19 protein-coding genes are annotated in these 16,988 nt (G+C 60.5%); 8 read left to right on the top strand and 11 right to left on the bottom strand.

Going from position 1 to position 16,988, the window contains the following annotated elements; all coding sequences use genetic code 11:
- Positions 1-85: 85 nt before the first annotated feature.
- The 3 genes from ACMGGN_RS09460 to ACMGGN_RS09450 form a co-directional block, all read right to left on the bottom strand.
- Positions 86-940 carry an ABC transporter ATP-binding protein gene (locus ACMGGN_RS09460; RefSeq protein WP_161872641.1) on the bottom strand — a complete coding sequence of 285 codons (855 nt, stop codon included), beginning with the start codon at positions 938-940 and terminating at the stop codon, positions 86-88.
- 66 nt (positions 941-1,006) lie between these two features.
- Positions 1,007-2,032, bottom strand: a complete 1,026-nt coding sequence (locus ACMGGN_RS09455) for a Rieske 2Fe-2S domain-containing protein (protein ID WP_414156696.1) — start codon at positions 2,030-2,032, stop codon at positions 1,007-1,009.
- A 39-nt stretch (positions 2,033-2,071) separates the two neighbouring features.
- The gene (locus ACMGGN_RS09450; RefSeq protein WP_161872640.1) at positions 2,072-3,085 is read right to left on the bottom strand and encodes an ABC transporter substrate-binding protein; all 1,014 of its coding nucleotides are present in this window, start codon (positions 3,083-3,085) and stop codon (positions 2,072-2,074) included.
- A 645-nt stretch (positions 3,086-3,730) separates the two neighbouring features.
- On the opposite strand from ACMGGN_RS09450, the gene ACMGGN_RS09445 reads away from it, so the two are divergent.
- The 3 genes from ACMGGN_RS09445 to ACMGGN_RS09435 all read left to right on the top strand — a co-directional run bounded on the left by ACMGGN_RS09445 (position 3,731) and on the right by ACMGGN_RS09435 (position 6,685).
- Positions 3,731-4,537, top strand: a complete 807-nt coding sequence (locus ACMGGN_RS09445; protein ID WP_080952116.1) for an outer membrane protein OmpK — start codon at positions 3,731-3,733, stop codon at positions 4,535-4,537.
- Positions 4,538-4,741: 204 nt separating this feature from the next.
- A complete protein-coding gene (locus ACMGGN_RS09440; RefSeq protein WP_119689014.1) occupies positions 4,742-6,364 on the top strand; it encodes a methyl-accepting chemotaxis protein in 1,623 nt (540 codons plus the stop codon).
- Positions 6,365-6,451: 87 nt separating this feature from the next.
- The gene (locus tag ACMGGN_RS09435; protein ID WP_251962745.1) at positions 6,452-6,685 is read left to right on the top strand and encodes a hypothetical protein; all 234 of its coding nucleotides are present in this window, start codon (positions 6,452-6,454) and stop codon (positions 6,683-6,685) included.
- A gap of 33 nt (positions 6,686-6,718) precedes the next feature.
- On the opposite strand, the gene ACMGGN_RS09430 is transcribed toward ACMGGN_RS09435, so the two are convergent.
- Positions 6,719-6,910: a hypothetical protein gene (locus tag ACMGGN_RS09430; protein WP_196996291.1), complete on the bottom strand. Its 192-nt coding sequence runs from the start codon at positions 6,908-6,910 to the stop codon at positions 6,719-6,721.
- Between the two features lie 197 nt (positions 6,911-7,107).
- Here ACMGGN_RS09430 and ACMGGN_RS09425 point away from each other — a divergent pair, with 197 nt between their 5' ends.
- Entirely contained in the window at positions 7,108-7,485 is a 378-nt protein-coding gene (locus ACMGGN_RS09425; RefSeq protein WP_119689016.1) for a VOC family protein, read from the top strand.
- A gap of 174 nt (positions 7,486-7,659) precedes the next feature.
- Here ACMGGN_RS09425 and ACMGGN_RS09420 read toward each other — a convergent pair whose 3' ends face one another.
- The 3 genes from ACMGGN_RS09420 to ACMGGN_RS09410 form a co-directional block, all read right to left on the bottom strand.
- On the bottom strand, positions 7,660-8,301 hold the full coding sequence (locus tag ACMGGN_RS09420; protein WP_012314450.1) for a 3-oxoacid CoA-transferase subunit B: 642 nt from the start codon (positions 8,299-8,301) through the stop codon (positions 7,660-7,662).
- Positions 8,302-8,309: 8 nt separating this feature from the next.
- Entirely contained in the window at positions 8,310-9,005 is a 696-nt protein-coding gene (locus tag ACMGGN_RS09415) for a 3-oxoacid CoA-transferase subunit A (RefSeq protein WP_039601534.1), read from the bottom strand.
- Positions 9,006-9,233: 228 nt separating this feature from the next.
- Entirely contained in the window at positions 9,234-10,181 is a 948-nt protein-coding gene (locus tag ACMGGN_RS09410) for an AraC family transcriptional regulator (protein ID WP_196996293.1), read from the bottom strand.
- A 220-nt stretch (positions 10,182-10,401) separates the two neighbouring features.
- On the opposite strand from ACMGGN_RS09410, the gene ACMGGN_RS09405 reads away from it, so the two are divergent.
- Positions 10,402-11,430, top strand: a complete 1,029-nt coding sequence (locus tag ACMGGN_RS09405; protein ID WP_414156695.1) for an alpha/beta hydrolase — start codon at positions 10,402-10,404, stop codon at positions 11,428-11,430.
- 78 nt (positions 11,431-11,508) lie between these two features.
- Positions 11,509-12,723, top strand: a complete 1,215-nt coding sequence (locus ACMGGN_RS09400) for an MFS transporter (protein ID WP_237858393.1) — start codon at positions 11,509-11,511, stop codon at positions 12,721-12,723.
- A 49-nt stretch (positions 12,724-12,772) separates the two neighbouring features.
- Here the strand turns inward: ACMGGN_RS09400 and ACMGGN_RS09395 are convergent, their stop codons facing one another.
- From ACMGGN_RS09395 to ACMGGN_RS09380, 4 genes are all read right to left on the bottom strand, one after another.
- Complete coding sequence (locus tag ACMGGN_RS09395; protein ID WP_046786318.1) at positions 12,773-13,045, bottom strand: hypothetical protein; 273 nt, start codon at positions 13,043-13,045, stop codon at positions 12,773-12,775.
- A gap of 56 nt (positions 13,046-13,101) precedes the next feature.
- Positions 13,102-13,641 (bottom strand): type 1 glutamine amidotransferase domain-containing protein, encoded by a 540-nt coding sequence (locus ACMGGN_RS09390; RefSeq protein WP_196996296.1) that lies wholly within the window; start codon positions 13,639-13,641, stop codon positions 13,102-13,104.
- A gap of 81 nt (positions 13,642-13,722) precedes the next feature.
- Positions 13,723-15,051, bottom strand: coding sequence for an SDR family oxidoreductase (locus tag ACMGGN_RS09385; protein ID WP_414156694.1), 1,329 nt, complete (start codon positions 15,049-15,051; stop codon positions 13,723-13,725).
- 102 nt (positions 15,052-15,153) lie between these two features.
- Positions 15,154-15,846 carry a DUF421 domain-containing protein gene (locus ACMGGN_RS09380; RefSeq protein ID WP_119689021.1) on the bottom strand — a complete coding sequence of 231 codons (693 nt, stop codon included), beginning with the start codon at positions 15,844-15,846 and terminating at the stop codon, positions 15,154-15,156.
- Between the two features lie 282 nt (positions 15,847-16,128).
- Between ACMGGN_RS09380 and ACMGGN_RS09375 the strand changes: the two genes are divergently transcribed.
- A complete protein-coding gene (locus ACMGGN_RS09375; RefSeq protein ID WP_080952115.1) occupies positions 16,129-16,434 on the top strand; it encodes a hypothetical protein in 306 nt (101 codons plus the stop codon).
- A gap of 165 nt (positions 16,435-16,599) precedes the next feature.
- On the top strand, positions 16,600-16,986 hold the full coding sequence (locus tag ACMGGN_RS09370; protein ID WP_119689022.1) for an NUDIX domain-containing protein: 387 nt from the start codon (positions 16,600-16,602) through the stop codon (positions 16,984-16,986).
- Positions 16,987-16,988 lie beyond the last annotated feature (2 nt).

Below are 16,988 nucleotides of genomic sequence, written 5' to 3'. Positions count from 1 at the left end.
TGCGCAGTACCGTGGGGTTGTGTAGCCAGGGGGTAGAAGGTCGACTCATGTCAGGGCTCTCAGGTTGTGCTCTGAAGTTGGGCGCTCAAGCAGGTTCGCCGTTGGCCTGGGCCAGCAGCCGGGACAGGTGGGCGCACTGCGCGATGAAGGCCGGGGAGGTGCGGTAGGCCTCGTCCCGCTCCAGCGGGCCGTCGATGGGCACATCGGCGATCACCCGCCCGGGCCGCGCGCCCATCACCACCACCCGCGACGACAGATACACCGCCTCGAAGATGCTGTGGGTGACGAACACCACGGTCAGGTCGCGTTGGGCCCAGAGCTGGCGCAGGTCGCTGTCGAGCTTGTTGCGGGTGAACTCGTCCAGGGCGCCGAACGGCTCGTCCATCAGCAGCAGGTTAGGTTCGGTGGCCAACGCCCGGGCGATCGATGCGCGCATCTGCATGCCGCCAGACAACTCGCGCGGGTAGGCCCGGCCGAACGCGCCCAGGCCTACCAGTTCCAGCGCAGCCTGTACCTTGGGCTGGCTGTGGGCTTTGGGCGTGCCCGCCAGGTCCAGCGGCAGGCGCACGTTGTCCTGCACCCTGGCCCAGGGCATCAAGGTCGCCTCCTGGAACACCATCGCCAGGCTGCGGCCAGCACCGCTGGCCTGTGGATCGCTGCCTGGGGCATCCTTGCCCCACCAGCGCACATGGCCGGCCGAGGGTTGTTCGAGGCCGGCGAACATTTTCAACAAGGTGCTTTTGCCGCAGCCGGAGGGGCCCAGCAACGACACGAACTCGCCGCGCTGGATCGCCAGCTTGACGCGGTGCAAGGCGACGGTGCCGTTGCTGTAGGTCTTCTCGACCTGGTTGGCGAACAGTGGCGTGTCGCTACCCAAGGCGTCGGCGTTGGGTGGTGCCTGCAGCTGGGCGCAGGTTTCGGACAGGGTCTGCATCAACATGGCGCTCTCCCCAAAGGTCATGAGCGGTTGTGTATGCCCCGGTACACCGGGGCGCCGAACAGGCGGTCAGTGGCTGGCGAACACTTCGCTTTCGCCATGGGCTTCGAGCAGGCCCAGCAGTTGCCGGCGGATCACCAGGCCTGGCTTGTCCGAGGGCATGTGCAGCTCGACACGCCGCCGGGTATCGACGCAGGCGTCCGGGTCGGTGGCCTCGAGGATGTCACGGTCTTCGGCGGTGATCGCCGCGTCCCAGTCGATCAGTGCCTGGGTCGGGCAGTCAGCCTCGCTGTCGTTGCGATAGAGCCACTGCACCAGCATCAGTCGGCCGTCATCGATCGGTGTAGCGCAGTTGTAGATGATGTGGTGGATACCGCTGTCCGGGTACATGCAGCCAAAGCGTCGGGAGAACGGCAGGTAGTAGCGATTGACCAGGTGACGCTCGGTGGTCGGCGCACGGGTGCCGGTAATGGCAAAGCTTTCTTCGGGGTTGCGGATAGGCACGCGGGTTTCGGCTTCAAAGCCGTAATCGGTTTCGCGAAACTCATAGCTGGCCGGTTGCGGCTGGTCGAACAGGCCGAAGTTGGCCTTGTGCACGAAGGAGAAATGCGAGTTGTCGAAAGAGTTTTCCATCACCCGCAGCGGGCTGGTTTTCCACTCTTCGTAGAACTGGAAGATGCGCCGGTAGCCGGGGGCGCCGTCTTCCGGGAAGTCGGGGATCGGCTGCAGCGGATCGTCCAGCGCGACCCAGGCATAGCCATACTTTTCCTGGCAATGGTAGGCCTTGACGGCCGCGCCCGGCGGTATCGCCCCCGTCGGGTTCTGCGGGATCTTCACGCAGGTGCCGCTGCAGTCGTATTCCCAGCCGTGGTAGCCGCAGGCGATATTGCCGTCTTCGCTGACAAAGCCCTTGGACAATTTGGCGGTGCGGTGGCAGCAACGGTCGCGCATCGCTACCGGGGTGCCATCGGGGCGCTTCCAAAGGACCAGGGCTTCACCGAGCAAGGTGAAGGGTTTTGGCCCGTCGTCCAGGGCTGTCATGGGCAGCAGGGCGTACCAGAAGCGTCGCAATACAGGTTGTTTGGTGACCAGCATGATCCAGTTTCCTCACGGTATTAAGTGTTGTTATAAGGCTCAGCGGCTGGCGGCCTGGACGGTGTCGGGCTGCACGTTCAGGCCTTGCACGAAGCGGGTGGTATAGGCCTTTTGCCAAGGGGCGGCGGCGCCGAGCAGGCCGGCCTGGACCATGAAGTCGCGGGTGGCCTGCCAGCGGGCGTCGTTCATCGTGCCGATGCCGTGGCTGGCAGCGTCGCCCCCTGTGACCAGCTGGTATTGCTTGAGCGTCGATACGCCCCAAGCCAGCAGCTCATCGCTCATGTTGGGGTTGTCGCGCTTGATCAGCGCATTGCCCGCTGCGGGGTTGTCCAGGTAGCGTTTCCAGCCCTCGAGCGAGGCGCGGACAAACCCGGCGACGCGCTCGGGATGCTGGTCGATGATGTCCTGGCGGGTGACCACGGTGGAACCGTAGGGCGGGTAACCTGCATCGGCGAACAGGAAGAAGTTGGGTTTCTGGCCTGCCTTGATGGCCTGGAACAGTTCCGAACTGGCGTAGGCTTGCTGGGTGGTGTCGGCGCCGGCGAGGAAGGGCTGCAGGTTGAAGGTGTAAGGCCGTGCCTGGCTGTCCTGAAGCTGGTACTTGCCTTTGAGCCAGGGCCACCAGGTTTGCTGGCCGGACGTGGACACCAGCACCTGCTTGTTTTGCAGGCCGTCCAGGCCGTTGACATCGGCGTGCGTCATCAAGCCCTGCGGGTCGCCCTGGAAGGGCGCAGCCACCGCGACCACCGGCAGCCCTTGCTCCACGCTCTTGAGGATCTGCAGGTCGTAGTTGACGATGAAGTCGGCTTGCTTGCTGACCAGCAACTGCATGCCATTGACCTGCGGGCCGCCCATGCGGATGGACACATCCAGGCCTTCTTTCTCATACAAGCCATCGGCCACGGCCTGGTAAAAGCCGCCCTGTTCTGCCTGGGCGTACCAGGAGGTGAGCAACACGACTTTGTCGTTGGCCATGGCCAGGGAGGCGCTGCTCAACACTGCTGCGCCAAGCAGCGAGCGAAGCGGGTAAGTCAAAGCAAAGCGGTTTTTCATGATTGTTCTCCACCTCGATTCGAAATGCGCCAGGTGTTGGGGAACACGCCAGCGAAAACCGAGCGGAGAGAGAACGCAGCAAGAGGAGGGTGCACACAGCATGCAGCAGCCACGGCCGACATTTCTCTACTTGCCCAAGGCCGTGAGGCCGCGCGCAAATCATCCGCTCGGATGTACGCCCAATTCAAGGCGCAAGAGCAATGCCCCATGCCATTTCTGGCACTGACCGCTTCTACTCGAAGGCAGATGAAGCGAGAAGCGTGCCAATGTACGCAAACCGCCAAAGCCGGGCTGTTCAGGGCCGGGCGGGTATTGCAAGGGCAGAGCAGTGATCCGGGAAGGTGCAAGGCAGGAGCGCTCGGCGCCATTAAAGTGCGCAATGCTGAGCCGGCTTGGTGCTCACTAATTCATTAAATTGGCCACAATCACTGAGCTAGACTGTATTCGATCAGTTGGCACGCCCCCTGCTAGGGCACAGTCGAGTAGAAGCGGTCAGTGCCGAAATGGCATGGGACATTGCTCTGGCGGCATCACGCCGCACACCCGGCAAGGGTGGCGCCACGGTTTGCAACGTGGCCAGAGGAGAGGTCTGTCCGCTGAATCCCTTGCTGGTGAACCTCACCGACCTCGACCCAAGGGATGCACATGAAACTCAACCCTCTTGCCTGCCTAAGCTACTGCTTCCTGCCCCTCTGCGCCCTGGCCAGTTCCGGCGCGCAGGCCGGCCCGCTGATGTGGTACGACAACAGCCTGAGCTACCTGTACGGCCACAACTACAAAGTCGACGGCACCGGCAACGACATTCAGCAAACCGTCACCTTCGAACACGCCAGCGGCTGGACTTGGGGGGATGTATTTCTGTTCGTCGACAACAAGTGGTCCAACGGCTTGTCGGGCAATGACGGGCACAGCTACTACGGTGAGTTCTCCCCGCGGTTGTCGCTGGGTAAGGTCAGCGGGCAGAACCTGCGCTTTGGCATCGTCAAGGATGTACTGATTGCCGCTACCTACGAGCGCGGCGAGGGGCGCACTCGCAGATACCTGTTGGGGCCTGCCGTGGACTTGACTATCCCGGGGTTCGATCGCTTCTCGCTCAATACCTATTACCGCAAGCCTGACGGGATTACCGGCAAGGCATCGGGGCAATGGCAGATCAACCCGACCTGGGCAATGACCCTACCGCTAGGGCGATCGGACATCCTGTTTGACGGGTACCTGGAGTGGTATGTGAATGACGTTGGCAGCAAGGGCACGTCGGATTACGTGGCCAAGAGTTTCCACTTCAATCCGCAGTTCAAGTACGACGTGGGCAAGGCCCTCGGGCACACGCCGAAGCGGCTTTATGCGGGGCTGGAGTGGGATTATTGGTCGGACAAGTACGGGATCGAGGATAGCCACGGATTCCCGACGGATCAGAATGCGGTGAGTGTGTTGGTCAAGGCGCATTTCTAAGCAATTACATCAGAATATTACTGTATCTCCATGTTTTTATAGGATATGAAGATCGAGCGTCGTCCGTGCGGCGCTCGATGCCTGCCACCGCAAAACCAATAATGTTCGATTATCGGGCGCTAACTCCCTTCGAGCACTCAACATTGGCCTCTGCATGCCGAACGTAATGGGTAGTACATCCCACTGCCACCCGGATATGTCCTCATGCGCTTGCGCCATCTCAACATCGCTACCCGCTCTTACCTGAGTTTCAGCCTGATCGCCGCCCTGGTCGTGGTGCTCGGGCTGTTTTCCATCAACAAGATCTCCAGCATGCGCGAAGCCGTGGTGTACACCGAGCAGGTGACCAACGTCGGCACCCGCTACCTGGGTGAAGTCCGCAGCCACATGCTGGGCCTGCGCATCATCACCCTGCGCATGGCCATTGCCCGCGAGCCCGCGCAGCTGACGCCGACCCTGGCGCGCCTGGAGGTGCTCAAAGGTCTGCTCGACAAGGGCGTCGAGGGCTACGGTGCGGTAGTGCCGGCGGCGGGCAAGCCGGCCTTTGCCGAGATGCAGCGGTTGATCGACCAGTACCGTGTGCTGCTCGACCAGTACAAGGGGTTGTCCGAGCAAAACCAGGTACCGCAGATGCAGGCGATGCTCAGCGGCGCCATGCAGGACATTTCCAACCGCATCGGCGAGCTGTACGACAACCTGGTCAAGTTCAGCAGCGACACCGCCGAACAGCACACCGCCCATGCCCGCGCCGAGTACCAGCGTGCCCTGTACCTGACCTTCAGTGTGATCGGCCTGGTGCTGGTGCTGACCATCGGCCTTGCCTGGTTGCTGACCCGCAGCATCGTCAGCCCGCTGCGTGAAGCCATTGGAGTGGCGCAGAACATTGCCGACGGCGATCTATCCCATACCGTAAATGCCACCGGCCGCGACGAGGCGACCCAGTTGATGCATGCCCTGGCGGCCATGCAGGCCAGCCTGAAGGATGCCCTGCGGCTGATCGGCGATTCTTCTCATCAGCTGGCCGCGGCCAGCGAGCAGATGTCGGCGATTACCCAGCAAACCTCCCGCGACCTCAACCGCCAGAACGACGAGATCCAGCAAGCCGCTACCGCCGTCACGCAGATGAGCGTCGCGGTAGAAGAGGTGGCGCGCAACACCGTCAGCACCTCCGAAATCTCGCGTCAGTCCGAAGACGCGGCGCGTCGCGGCCGTCAGCGGGTGGGTGAGGCGATCAGTTCGATCGGCAAGATGAGCCACGATGTACATGAGGCGTCGCGGCAGATCGAAGCGCTGTCGGTGCAGTCCCAGGAAGTGGGTAAGGTGCTGGATGTGATCGGTGCAATTGCCGGGCAGACCAACCTGCTGGCGCTCAACGCAGCGATCGAGGCGGCGAGGGCAGGTGAAGCGGGCCGCGGCTTTGCTGTGGTGGCGGATGAAGTCCGCGCGCTGGCGGCGCGTACCCAGAGCTCGACGCTGGAGATCGAGGAAATGATCAATGCCATTCGCAGCGGTACGGCGCGGGTGGTGGAGTCGATGCACAGCAATAGCCAGCAGGTGGGGCATACCCTGCAGGTAGCTGAGTTGGCCGGGCAGGCACTGGATGAGATCACCGATGGTGCGACAACGATTCACGAGCGCAACCTGGTGGTGGCCAGTGCCACTGAAGAACAGGCACAAGTGGCTCGAGAAGTCGATCGTAACCTGTTGAATATTCGGGATCTTGCGGTGCAGACCTCCGAGGGTGCGGGCCAGATCAGCACGGCGAGCCAGGAGTTGGCCAGCTTGTCGATTGGCTTGAACGGGATGATGAAGCGGTTTCGGCTGTGACTACTGCGCAATGATGTCGGCCTGAGTCGAACCATATGCTGACCCTCTGGTCAGGATGCTTACCTATCCAGCATCATTGAGGTCAGCATGCACACGTACAACCTGACGTACCTTTTCAAGGGCGAACCGCGTAACCACTCGCTCGAGCTCAAGCAGAGCGGGCTCCCCGTTCACGAAGCAGCGTTGCACTTGATCGTGCTGCATTACGGGGATGGTGAGAATAGCCTCGTGATGCCTGCCGCGCACGCCTCCCCGACGGAGATTCTGCAGCAGGCCAAGGCGCTGGAAATTACCAAGGTCGAAGTACATCCTGGCAAGTAGGCCTTGTGAGCGGGTTACGGGAGAGCAGGGTGGTCAGCCTGCCTTCAACCCGGCCAGCTGCTGCTGTAGCTCGGCCAGCAACCGTCGACCCGCTGCTTCCAACAGGTCACCATACTGGGCGATGGCATTGCACTCCCTGCAGGTGATAATCGACTTTCTGTGGAGCCTGCCCGGCTTTACCAGATCTTGCCCATCGCACTCGAGGCATTTCAGGGTGACACTCATGATCTTCCTCTCCATGGAACACGCGCAGGATCCTTCATCGCGCTTTTGAGTCGGCCGGCAATGATGGCGCGGTACATGGAGTGGTCAAGTGGGTAAAACGTTCATTCCGGGGGCAACTAAAACAGGGCGGGGTCTTCAAAGGTTGTCAGCGAACGCCTTGCACGTCCCCAAGCCCCTACAGAATCGGAGATCGCGAAGTGATTGACCATCTGGACCACCTGGTGCTGACCACTGTCGATGTCGACGCTTGTAAAGACTTCTATATCCGCGTGCTGGGCATGCGCCTGGAGACCTTCGGCCAAGGACGTCTCGCGTTCTGTTACGGCAATCAGAAGATCAATGTTCATGTGCGGGGCCATGAGTTCGAGCCAAAAGCCCATCTGCCTGTTCCTGGAGCATTGGATTTGTGCTTCATCGCCAGTGTCAGCCTCGAAGAGGTTATCGAGCACCTTGAGGGTCAGCATTGGCCAATTATTGAGGGCCCGATTCAGCGAACCGGTGCGACAGGCCCTATCCGTTCCGTGTACGTACGCGACCCGGATCTCAACCTGATCGAGATTTCCGAGCAGTTGTGACTGGACGTGGCAGTGGTTGAGGACCGCCTCAGCAAGCGTGACGAGACCAACGCCCGGCAAGGGTTTGAAGCGGTTGAAAAGGGTCGCTGGAATAGCGCAGTAGGAAACCGCTTTGGCGGCCATGGGCATTTTCGGCCCCTTCGCCGCCAGGCGGATGCAGACAGTTTGCGTGGCTTACTTGATCAGCGGCACACCACTGAGCTTTTGCAACTCGTCGAAGTCGATGTCAGCGCAGATCTCTACCACTTTCAGGCCGTCGGACGTCACTTCCAGCACGGCCAGGTCGGTATAGATGCGGCTGACGCAGCCGATGCCGGTCAGCGGGTAGGTGCACTCAGGCACGATCTTGCTTTCGCCGGACTTGGTCAGGTGGTCCATCATCACGAACACCTGGCGCGCGCCGGTGGCCAGGTCCATCGCGCCGCCTACGGCCGGGATCGAACCTTCGGCGCCGGTGTGCCAGTTGGCGAGGTCGCCCTTGACCGACACCTGGAAGGCGCCCAGTACGGCGATGTCCAGGTGGCCGCCACGCATCATCGAGAAGGAGTCGGCGTGGTGGAAGAAAGCACCACCGGTGAGCAGCGTCACGTGCTGCTTGCCGGCGTTGATCAGGTCATCGTCTTCCTCGCCCGGCGCGGGGCTCGGGCCCATGCCCAGCAAGCCGTTTTCGCTGTGCAGAAACACTTCCTTGTCACCCAGGAAATTGGCCACCAACGTAGGCGCGCCGATGCCCAGGTTCACGTATGCGCCTTCCTGGATGTCTGCGGCCACGCGCTGGGCCATCTGGGTGCGGGAAAGTTTTGTGGTAATGGTCATGGCAGGCCTCAGACAGCGTTGGCGATCGAAGAAGCAGCAGCGCCGGTAACGGCGACCACGCGCTGCACGAAGATGCCCGGGGTGATGATGTGTTCCGGGTCCAGTTCGCCGAGTTCGACGATCTGGTCGACCTGAGCGATGGCGGTCTTGGCAGCCATGGCCATGATCGGGCCGAAGTTACGGGCGGCCTTGCGGTAGATCAGGTTGCCCCAGCGGTCACCCTTGTACGCCTTGATCAGGGCGAAGTCGGCGTGCAGCGGCATTTCCAGCACGTACTGGCGGCCATCGATCTCACGGGTTTCCTTGCCTTCGGAGAGCAGAGTGCCGTAGCCGGTCGGCGAGAAGAATGCACCGATACCCGAGCCCGCTGCGCGGATGCGTTCGGCCAGGTTGCCTTGCGGCACCACTTCCAGCTCGATTTTGCCGGCCCGGTACAGTTCGTCGAAGACGTAGGAGTCGGACTGGCGCGGGAAGGAGCAGACCACCTTGCGCACGCTGCCTGCCTTGAGCAGGGCGGCCAGGCCAATCTCGCCATTGCCAGCGTTGTTGCTGATGATGGTCAGGTCGCGGGTACCGGTATCGATCAGAGCATCGATCAGCTCGGACGGCATGCCGGCAGTGCCAAAACCACCGACCATGATGGTCGACCCGTCGGTGATGCCTTCCACCGCGCTGGCGATGGACTCATAGGTTTTATTGATCAAAGCGAGCTCCTGGTTGTTCCTGGAGTATGGGTTGTGGGCCTGCCTGGCGCGCCCTTTGACATGGGGGCCAGTCAGCGCTTGGGAAATGTTTGCTGACTGTGCTAAGCGTGCCGCAAGATCGGGCACAAGTAGAGAGGGGGAAGCGGATGGTGTGCGATTATCGAACTATTGTGCGATCTACGAGCGGTTGTTTGCATCGCGTAGTGGACGGTTTCCTGAGCGCTGGGCTCAGGGCACGCTGGGTGTGGAGGCAGCTGATCTTTCCGCGCTCAGGCGCAGTTCTGCGATATCGCGCTTTGGCGGTGTGCCGAACTGGCGCCCGTACTCGCGGCTGAACTGCGAGGGGCTTTCATAGCCGACCTTGAAGGCCGCGGTGGCGGCATCCAGATGCTCGTTTAGCATCAGCCGTTTCGCTTCGTTCAACCTCAGCCACTTCTGGTACTGCAGAGGGCTCATAGCGGTCAGCTGACGAAAATGCTGGTGGAAGGTCGAGAGTCCCATCTGCACCTGGGACGCCAGCTCGTCCACCCGCAGCGGCGCGGCGTAGTTCAGCTTCATCCAGTCGATGGCCTTGGCGATTCGGTGGCCCTTGCTGCCCACGGAGGCGATGTGGCGCAGGAGGGGGGCCTGGTCACTCAGCAGCAAACGGTAGTGGATTTCCCGCTGAATGAGCGGCCAGAGCACAGGTATCGCGTCGGGCTCCTCGAGCAGCTCGATCAGGCGGCTGAAGCTCTCCAGTAACTTCGGGCTCAATTCACCCACCCCAGCGCTGGTGTGAAAGGTCTGACCACTCACCGCAAGACGACCATCTTGTGCGATCAGTTCCGCCAGTGTGCGCAGGTCGAGCTTGAACACCAAGCCGAGGCAAGGGGCTTGCTCGCTGGCCATCGTCACCGCCGAGTTAGCGGGGATGTTCAGCGAGGTGACCAGAAAGCGGCTCGTGTCGTAGGGGAAGACCTCGCTACCGATGACCATTTCCTTGGCGCCCTGTACCACCAGCACGACACTCGGCTCGACGATACAGGTAATCGGTGGGGCCGGTGCGTTACGTCGGTAGACGCTGAGATCTGCGATGTGTGTCGTGAAGTCGCCAGCTGTGGGCGCGTGTGCGCCTATTACCTCGCACAGCGTGGCCAGCGGGTTCGCAGGGGGGCGCGGTTGTGTGGTGGCAGGCATAGGAAGCTTCCGATCATCTTGTGGAAAACATTACGGTCGCGTTGCGTCATCTGTCCATGCCCAGCCGGTACGAACTGGAGATTTAGGCAATAAAACTACCCGTTTGCTCTACTGATGAAGCGGTTTGTGCGACGAAGATGGCTATAGGCGAGGTGGCCAGGGTGCTCAGCAGAGCCTGCCCCTCGCACCATTTCCATTTCGAGCAGACAGGAATGAGTGCATGAAGTCTTTGTTCGTAGCGTTTGCCTTGATGGCCTGTTCACTCACTGCAGGAGCCGCCGATATGTCCCATGGAGCCGACAATTTCTATAAGAGTGACCAGGTATCACTCGAACGGGTTTCCTTCAAAAACCAGTTTCAGATGAATACGGTCGGGAACCTGTTCGTTCCTGAAAACCTGAAACCCAATATCCGTTACCCTGCCATCATCGTCGGCCATCCGATGGGGGCGGTTAAGGAACAAAGCGCGAATCTCTATGCCCAGAAGCTGGCAGAGCAGGGCTTCGTCACCCTGGCCATCGATCTATCGTTCTGGGGGGAAAGTGACGGGCGTCCGCGTAACCTGGTATCGCCGGACATCTATGCCGAAGACTTCAGTGCGGCGGTCGACTATCTCGGCGCTCAGGGTTTCGTTGATCGCAACCGGATCGGCGTGCTGGGCATCTGCGGCAGTGGCAGCTTTGCCATCAGTGCGGCGAAGATTGATCCGCGAATGAAAGCCATTGCCACGGTCAGCATGTACGACATGGGCGCCGCCAATCGCAACGGCCTCAAGCACGCGGTCACGGTCGAGCAACGCAAGAAGGCCTTAGCTGAAGCAGCAGCTCAGCGTGATGTCGAGTTTGCCGGCGGTGACACCCTGTACACCAGTGGCACGGTCGACAAGCTGACCGAGCACGCCAATGCCATCGAACGCGAGTTTTACGACTTCTACCGCACGCCCCGGGGGGAGTTCACCCCCAAAGGGTTGTCGCCGCTTCTGACGACGCATCCCACGCTGACCAGTAATGTCCGTTTCATGAACTTCTACCCGTTCAATGACATCGAGACGATCTCGCCACGCCCAATGCTGTTCATCGCGGGAGAAGACGCACACTCCCGTGAGTTCAGTGAAGAGGCGTATCGCCTTGCCGGCGAACCCAAGGAACTGGTGATCGTACCGGGCGCTGGCCACGTCGATCTCTATGACCGCGTCGCATTGATTCCCTTCGGCAAGCTGACGTCGTTCTTTGGCGAACACCTCAAGTAACTGACGCCATCGCCAGGCCCAGCCTCTGCCCTGGGCCTGGGCACCTGCGTCTTTGAAATTGTTAAACCGAGATCCGTTATGAGCAGCCCTGCAATACACCTTCAACATACAAGCCGTCAGGTCTGGAGCGCTGTCCTGGCGATGTCGCTCTGTGCCTTCGCCCTGGTGGCTTCGGAGTTCCTGCCAGTGAGCTTGCTCACTCCGATAGCGTCCGATTTGTCACTGACTGAAGGCCAGGCTGGGCAGGCCATATCCATCTCGGGTTTCTTTGCCGTCATCACTAGCCTGATGCTGGCCCCCATGACCCAGGGGATCGACCGCAAGCCTGTCCTGCTGGCCACAACCGCGCTGATGCTGATTTCCGGGGGGATGGTGGCATTCGCCCCGAACTACCTGACATTGATGGTGGGGCGCGCCGTGCTAGGAGTCGCCATCGGTGGCTACTGGTCGATGTCCACCGCGGTGATGATGCGCATCGCCCCCGAACCGCTCGTTCCCAAGGCTATTGCCCTGATGCAGGGCGGTACCGCGTTGGCTACGGCAGTCGCGGCGCCGGTCGGAAGCTACCTGGGCGGCATGATTGGCTGGAGAGGGGCGTTCTTTTGCGTTCTGCCGTTGGCCGCCTTGGCGTTGATGTGGCAAGCCTTCACGCTGCCAGCGATGCCAAGCGAGCGCAACGCGGCGTCAGCAACCGGATCCCTGCGTTTGCTGGCAGACTCCAGGGTCGCCCTCGGCATGGCGGCAGTTGCATTCCTGTTCATGGGGCAGTTCACACTGTTCACCTATCTGCGGCCCTTCCTGGAAACGGTCACGCATGTGGACGTGCCGACGCTCTCGCTTCTGCTGCTGATAATCGGCGCCGCAGGGCTGGTCGGTACGATGGTAGTTGGCACGCTCGTTGGTCGACACCTGAACCGCGTTCTTCTGGGAGTACCGTTGATCATGACTGCCATCGCTTTCGCCGTGATCACGGTCGGTAGCTGGGTCGTTCCAGTCGCTGTTTTGCTCGGTATCTGGGGGCTGGTCTCGACCTGCGCTCCCGTGGGCTGGTTCACCTGGTTGGCCAAGGCATTGCCGCACCAGGCAGAGGCTGGAGGTGGCTTGATGGTCGCCGTGATTCAGTTGGCCATCACGGCGGGCGCAACTGCGGGCGGGGTGCTGTACGACGGATTCGGCCATCAAGCCACATTCCTGGCCAGCGGTGTATTTTTGCTGGCGGCAACCGCGCTAAGTGCTGTTACTAATCGAGCGTTGCCTGGTACAAGCCGTATACCCAATGGCACAAGCCAGTGAGACGCCCCCCGGCAGACGGCATGTGCATTGGGTAAACCCTGTCAGCTGATCAAGCAGGCCGAGAGTGGGCTCCCTGCGTCCTCTTTGACGCAATTTTGTTCTTCCGCCAGCCCCTAAGGTTCATGAGGCACAGCACGACCTGCAGCACGATCAAAGCCCACGCTTGAGCGTGCAAGCCCCAGACCGACCACAGCAGGTTGCTGGCGATGAAGCAGCAGAACCCCACTTTACGCCGGCCGGGACGGCGCGAGCCTATACACCAGGCTGCCAATACCGTGACAGCCATGGCAGGCCATTCCAACAAATCGATCCAGTCTTCCATCAGGCACAATCCCAATCGTTTCGCTGCTGTTCACACTCTGCGCAGGTACGCGAAACTCAGCCTGCCAACGCTTTGATCAACTGTTCATTGAAGGCGGGAATATCGTCCGGCTGGCGGCTGCTGATCAGGTTGCCATCCACCACTACCTGTTCATCCACCCACGTGCCGCCGGCGTTGCGAATATCATCCTGCAAGGTCTTGTAGCTGGTCATCCGCTTGCCTTTGGCCAACCCGCTCGATACCAGCAGCCAGGCACCGTGGCAGATGACAGCCAGCGGTCTGCCTGCTGCGTCGTGGCTTTTAACCAGCTTTTGCGCGCCGGGAATCAAGCGAATCGTGTCGGAGTTCTGAACGCCGCCGGGCAGCACCAGGGCATCGTAAAGATCGAGATGGGCACCCTCGAAAGTCGCGTCCACGGCGAATTCGTCGGCGGGCTTGTCATGGTTCCAGCCACGGACCGTACCTTCCTTTTCCCCCAGGATGTCGACCACCGCGCCGCTGTTTTCCAACGCCTCACGAGGGCCGGTCAGTTCCACCTGCTCGAAGCCGTCGGTGACCAGAAAGGCCACGCGCTTACCGTTCAGTTGTGCACTCATCATTCATCTCCTTTACCGATAGACCTTAAATAGGGGCCCGCAATGGCGAGCAAAGTTCCTGCTCGTTGCTCGGTGGTGCGCTTAACGGCGCCTGCGTTGCGAGCGGGTGACGGCCAGCCCGGCGATGACCCCGAGGGCTGCCGCCACGACCCACAACGGCATGTTGTCGTTGCTGGATTTCCAACCACCATCCACGCTGCGCCGGCCACTCGGTGGCTCGAACAGGTTGCCGGAAGAAACCTCTACATTGGGGCTGCGGTTCAAGGCCCTGCGTGTCAGCCACCCTGAAACCAGCGCCAGGCGCGGAACGACGTAGCTCGCCAGATGAGCAAGGCGAGCGGCAGCGCCCACCGTGGTGTTGGCGCGTGGGGAGATGGCGGTAGCTACCATGGCCTTGGCTACCCGCTCCGGATCGTAGATCGGCCCGGGTGGCGTGAGCGCATGGCCGGTGTAATTGCCGCCATCCCTGAAGCCTGGGGTGTCCATGACCGCTGGATAAATGTCGCAGACGTGGATGTCGGGGAACTCCGTCAATTCTCCGCGCAGCGCTTCGGTCAGGCCGCGCAGGCCGAATTTGCTTGCCGAATAGGCCGCCGCGTAGGGCTGGGCAACCCAGCTGCCCAGTGACAGTGTGTTGATGAGGATGCCGCTGCGTTGGGCCTTGAAATAGGGAAGGGCCACGTGGGCCCCGCGCAGGTAACCGATCAGGTCGGTCTGAATGACCTGTTCATGTGCCTCCAGGGGCGTTTGCTCGAAGTTGCCCACCGCGCCAACGCCTGCGTTATTGACCCAGATATCGATCCGGCCATGGCCAAATTCGGCCGCCTGGGTGGCCAGCGCTTGCACCTGGTCGCTACGGGTGACGTCGGTAATGATTGCCACGGCGTCTGTTCCACAGTCGGTGCATTCGTCCAGCACGTCGAACAACGCCTGCTCATCGCGTGCGGCGAGCACCAGCCGCGCGCCTTTGCAAGCGAAGGCATGCGCGGCAGCCCTGCCTATACCACTCGATGCGCCAGTGATGACCACGACCTTGCCGCGCAACGGGCCCTTTACCGGTGCTGGAGCTTCAGGTTCGTCAGGTTGTGAGGCTTGCTCGATGTTGCCAGCCGTAGGTAGGAGGGTATCACTGGCTGCTATCTTCGAGAGCTGCAGTGCAGTGCCGTCGACCAGCACCAGCTTCATGCCCTCAATGGTGCCCGCCACCCGCTCCGGGAAGACCGGTTCACCTTGCGCATCCAGACTGTCATAGATGAACTTCGTCCCTTCGAGCCAGCCGACTGCCGTGAGCAGCTCGGGGCCAAGGTAATACTTGCCGTCCTGAAAAAAACCAGGGAACTGATGAGCGCGTTCGACGTTCTCCACGCAGTAACGTTCGCCTGGTTTCATGCCTGTCGCTTGATCGATCATGGTACAAACCCCTTCGCATGAATGCCTGCAATATGCTGTGTGCCTAAGCAGCTGAATGCTGGAGATGCAGCAAAGTTCAGAGGAGAGGGCAGGCGGTATCAGCTAACGGTTGCGCATCGTATGCAGTGCTGGAGACCAGACAGCATGGCCGCAGCGTTCACACGCGATCGAATCGTGCGACTGATGGTAGGCAGGAAAGCCACAGCCCACACAACAATAGAGGCCAGCCTGGGGCGGTGTTGTGTATTCCGGCCGATGCTCGAATGGAAGTACTGACAGGCCGGCCCTGGTGTCCTCCGGCCCATAGAAATACACGCTGAGTTCTCCGTCGGTTTCCAGCAGACCTAAACGTACCTGGCCCAAGTGCTCGACACCTCGCTGGCGTAGCTCCATGAAGAGCTCGTTCGACGAAATGTTCATATTGCGCAGCGAGTGGATTTCGTACATGCCGTCCTTCACTACTGTTATTGGCAATCCATCAATCAAGGCTTCGCAAGCCTTGCTTCGTTTCATGAGGAAGACGATACCCCGATACAGCAGCAGGAGCGTCAGGAACACCAGTCCCACCGGGAGCAGGGGAACATCCTCGTAGAAGGTCACATCGCCGGCAGCGGAGCCAAGGGTCAGAATGACGACCAGCTCGAAGCGGGAGAGCTGTTTGATCCCGCGTCGGCCACTGAATTTGAGAAAGAAGAATACGGCCGTAAAAGCCGCCAAGACCCTGAAGGCGACTTCGAGAAGAAAGGCGAGAGGCAGCTCGCCGAGGAGCATCCGTTGAAGGTCGAACGGTACCATTCGAGTTCCTTTCCTGCAGGCTGGTGGGTCAAAGGTTTACGGTAAGGGCATCATCACCCATCCCTACCTGAGACACTTCAATGAGGATCAAGATCCCCACCGGGGTTCCAGCGAAGAACTGTAGAACTTTCGGAAAACTATACAAAGTATTGAGATTGTATAGTTTTTCTGCCGATAGTCAGATTCAGTTCTCAATTCACGGACTTTCGATTGTCTGCCTGAACAGGTTCGCTATTTTAAGTATCTAGTAAGAAGGGCAGGCCGAACACCGAGGGAGGCTTTATGAGAACTCGAGGACATGTGTACTGGGACTGGGCAGACCCCAGTCTTCACAATCGCAGCCATGACGAAATTCTTGACGATGGAACTCACATCGACGTGCAAGTCCGGTTATCCCGCACCGGAAACACGCAGATGTTCATAGGCGTCTACGCACCCTCTGGGGCCGCGCTGCACGAAGAAGCTTTCGACTCTCGGCCTGGAGAGTCGATGACCCGGGCATTGGCCTGGGGTGTGGGACGTGCCCGCAAATTTGCTTGCGAACCATCGCTCCTCAAACCTGAGTCAGCTTCGGCGAGTGGAAGATGAACTACGCGCTGCCAATCCACGCGCGGGATTGTCGATTCAATTGCTGGCGCGCGATTTCCTTTTGCAGGTCTGACTGTAGTGCCGGCCATGATACGGACAGAGTTTTGAACGTACCGAATATTCAGGTAGTCCACCGTTACTCAAGAATGGGTAAAGGAGGTGACCATGCCTAAACAAGGCGAGCTTCGAGCAAGAGCTACAGTGCTTTGCTTTCGCAGCGGCAGGCTATTGCTGGTGCGCCGCAAATCGCGCAAATGGAATTTCCCGGGGGGCGGCGTCAAACCGCACGAGCCTCCTCACAATGCGGCCATACGCGAACTCCAGGAGGAAACAGGTATTCGCCGCCGGCGTCTGGTAGCACTGTGCACTGTCCGTGCGGGTCGTATTGTCCATCACATCTTCACATTGCAGATCGATGAACAAGACCACCCTGTGCCGGGAAACGAAATCGTGGCGTGCAAGTGGGTGCCGCGCGACAAGTTGGCACCGTCCCGCCTCAAGCCTTCAGCTGCCGAACTGCTTGCACGCCAGCTTCCGGCCTTGATCGCCTGACC

The sequence above is a fragment of the Pseudomonas sp. BNK-30 genome, from assembly GCF_047456185.1.
GTDB classification, from domain to species: domain Bacteria; phylum Pseudomonadota; class Gammaproteobacteria; order Pseudomonadales; family Pseudomonadaceae; genus Aquipseudomonas; species Aquipseudomonas putida_E.
The sequence above is the reverse complement of the archived record's forward strand: the minus strand, read 5'-3'. Positions and strand labels throughout refer to the sequence as shown.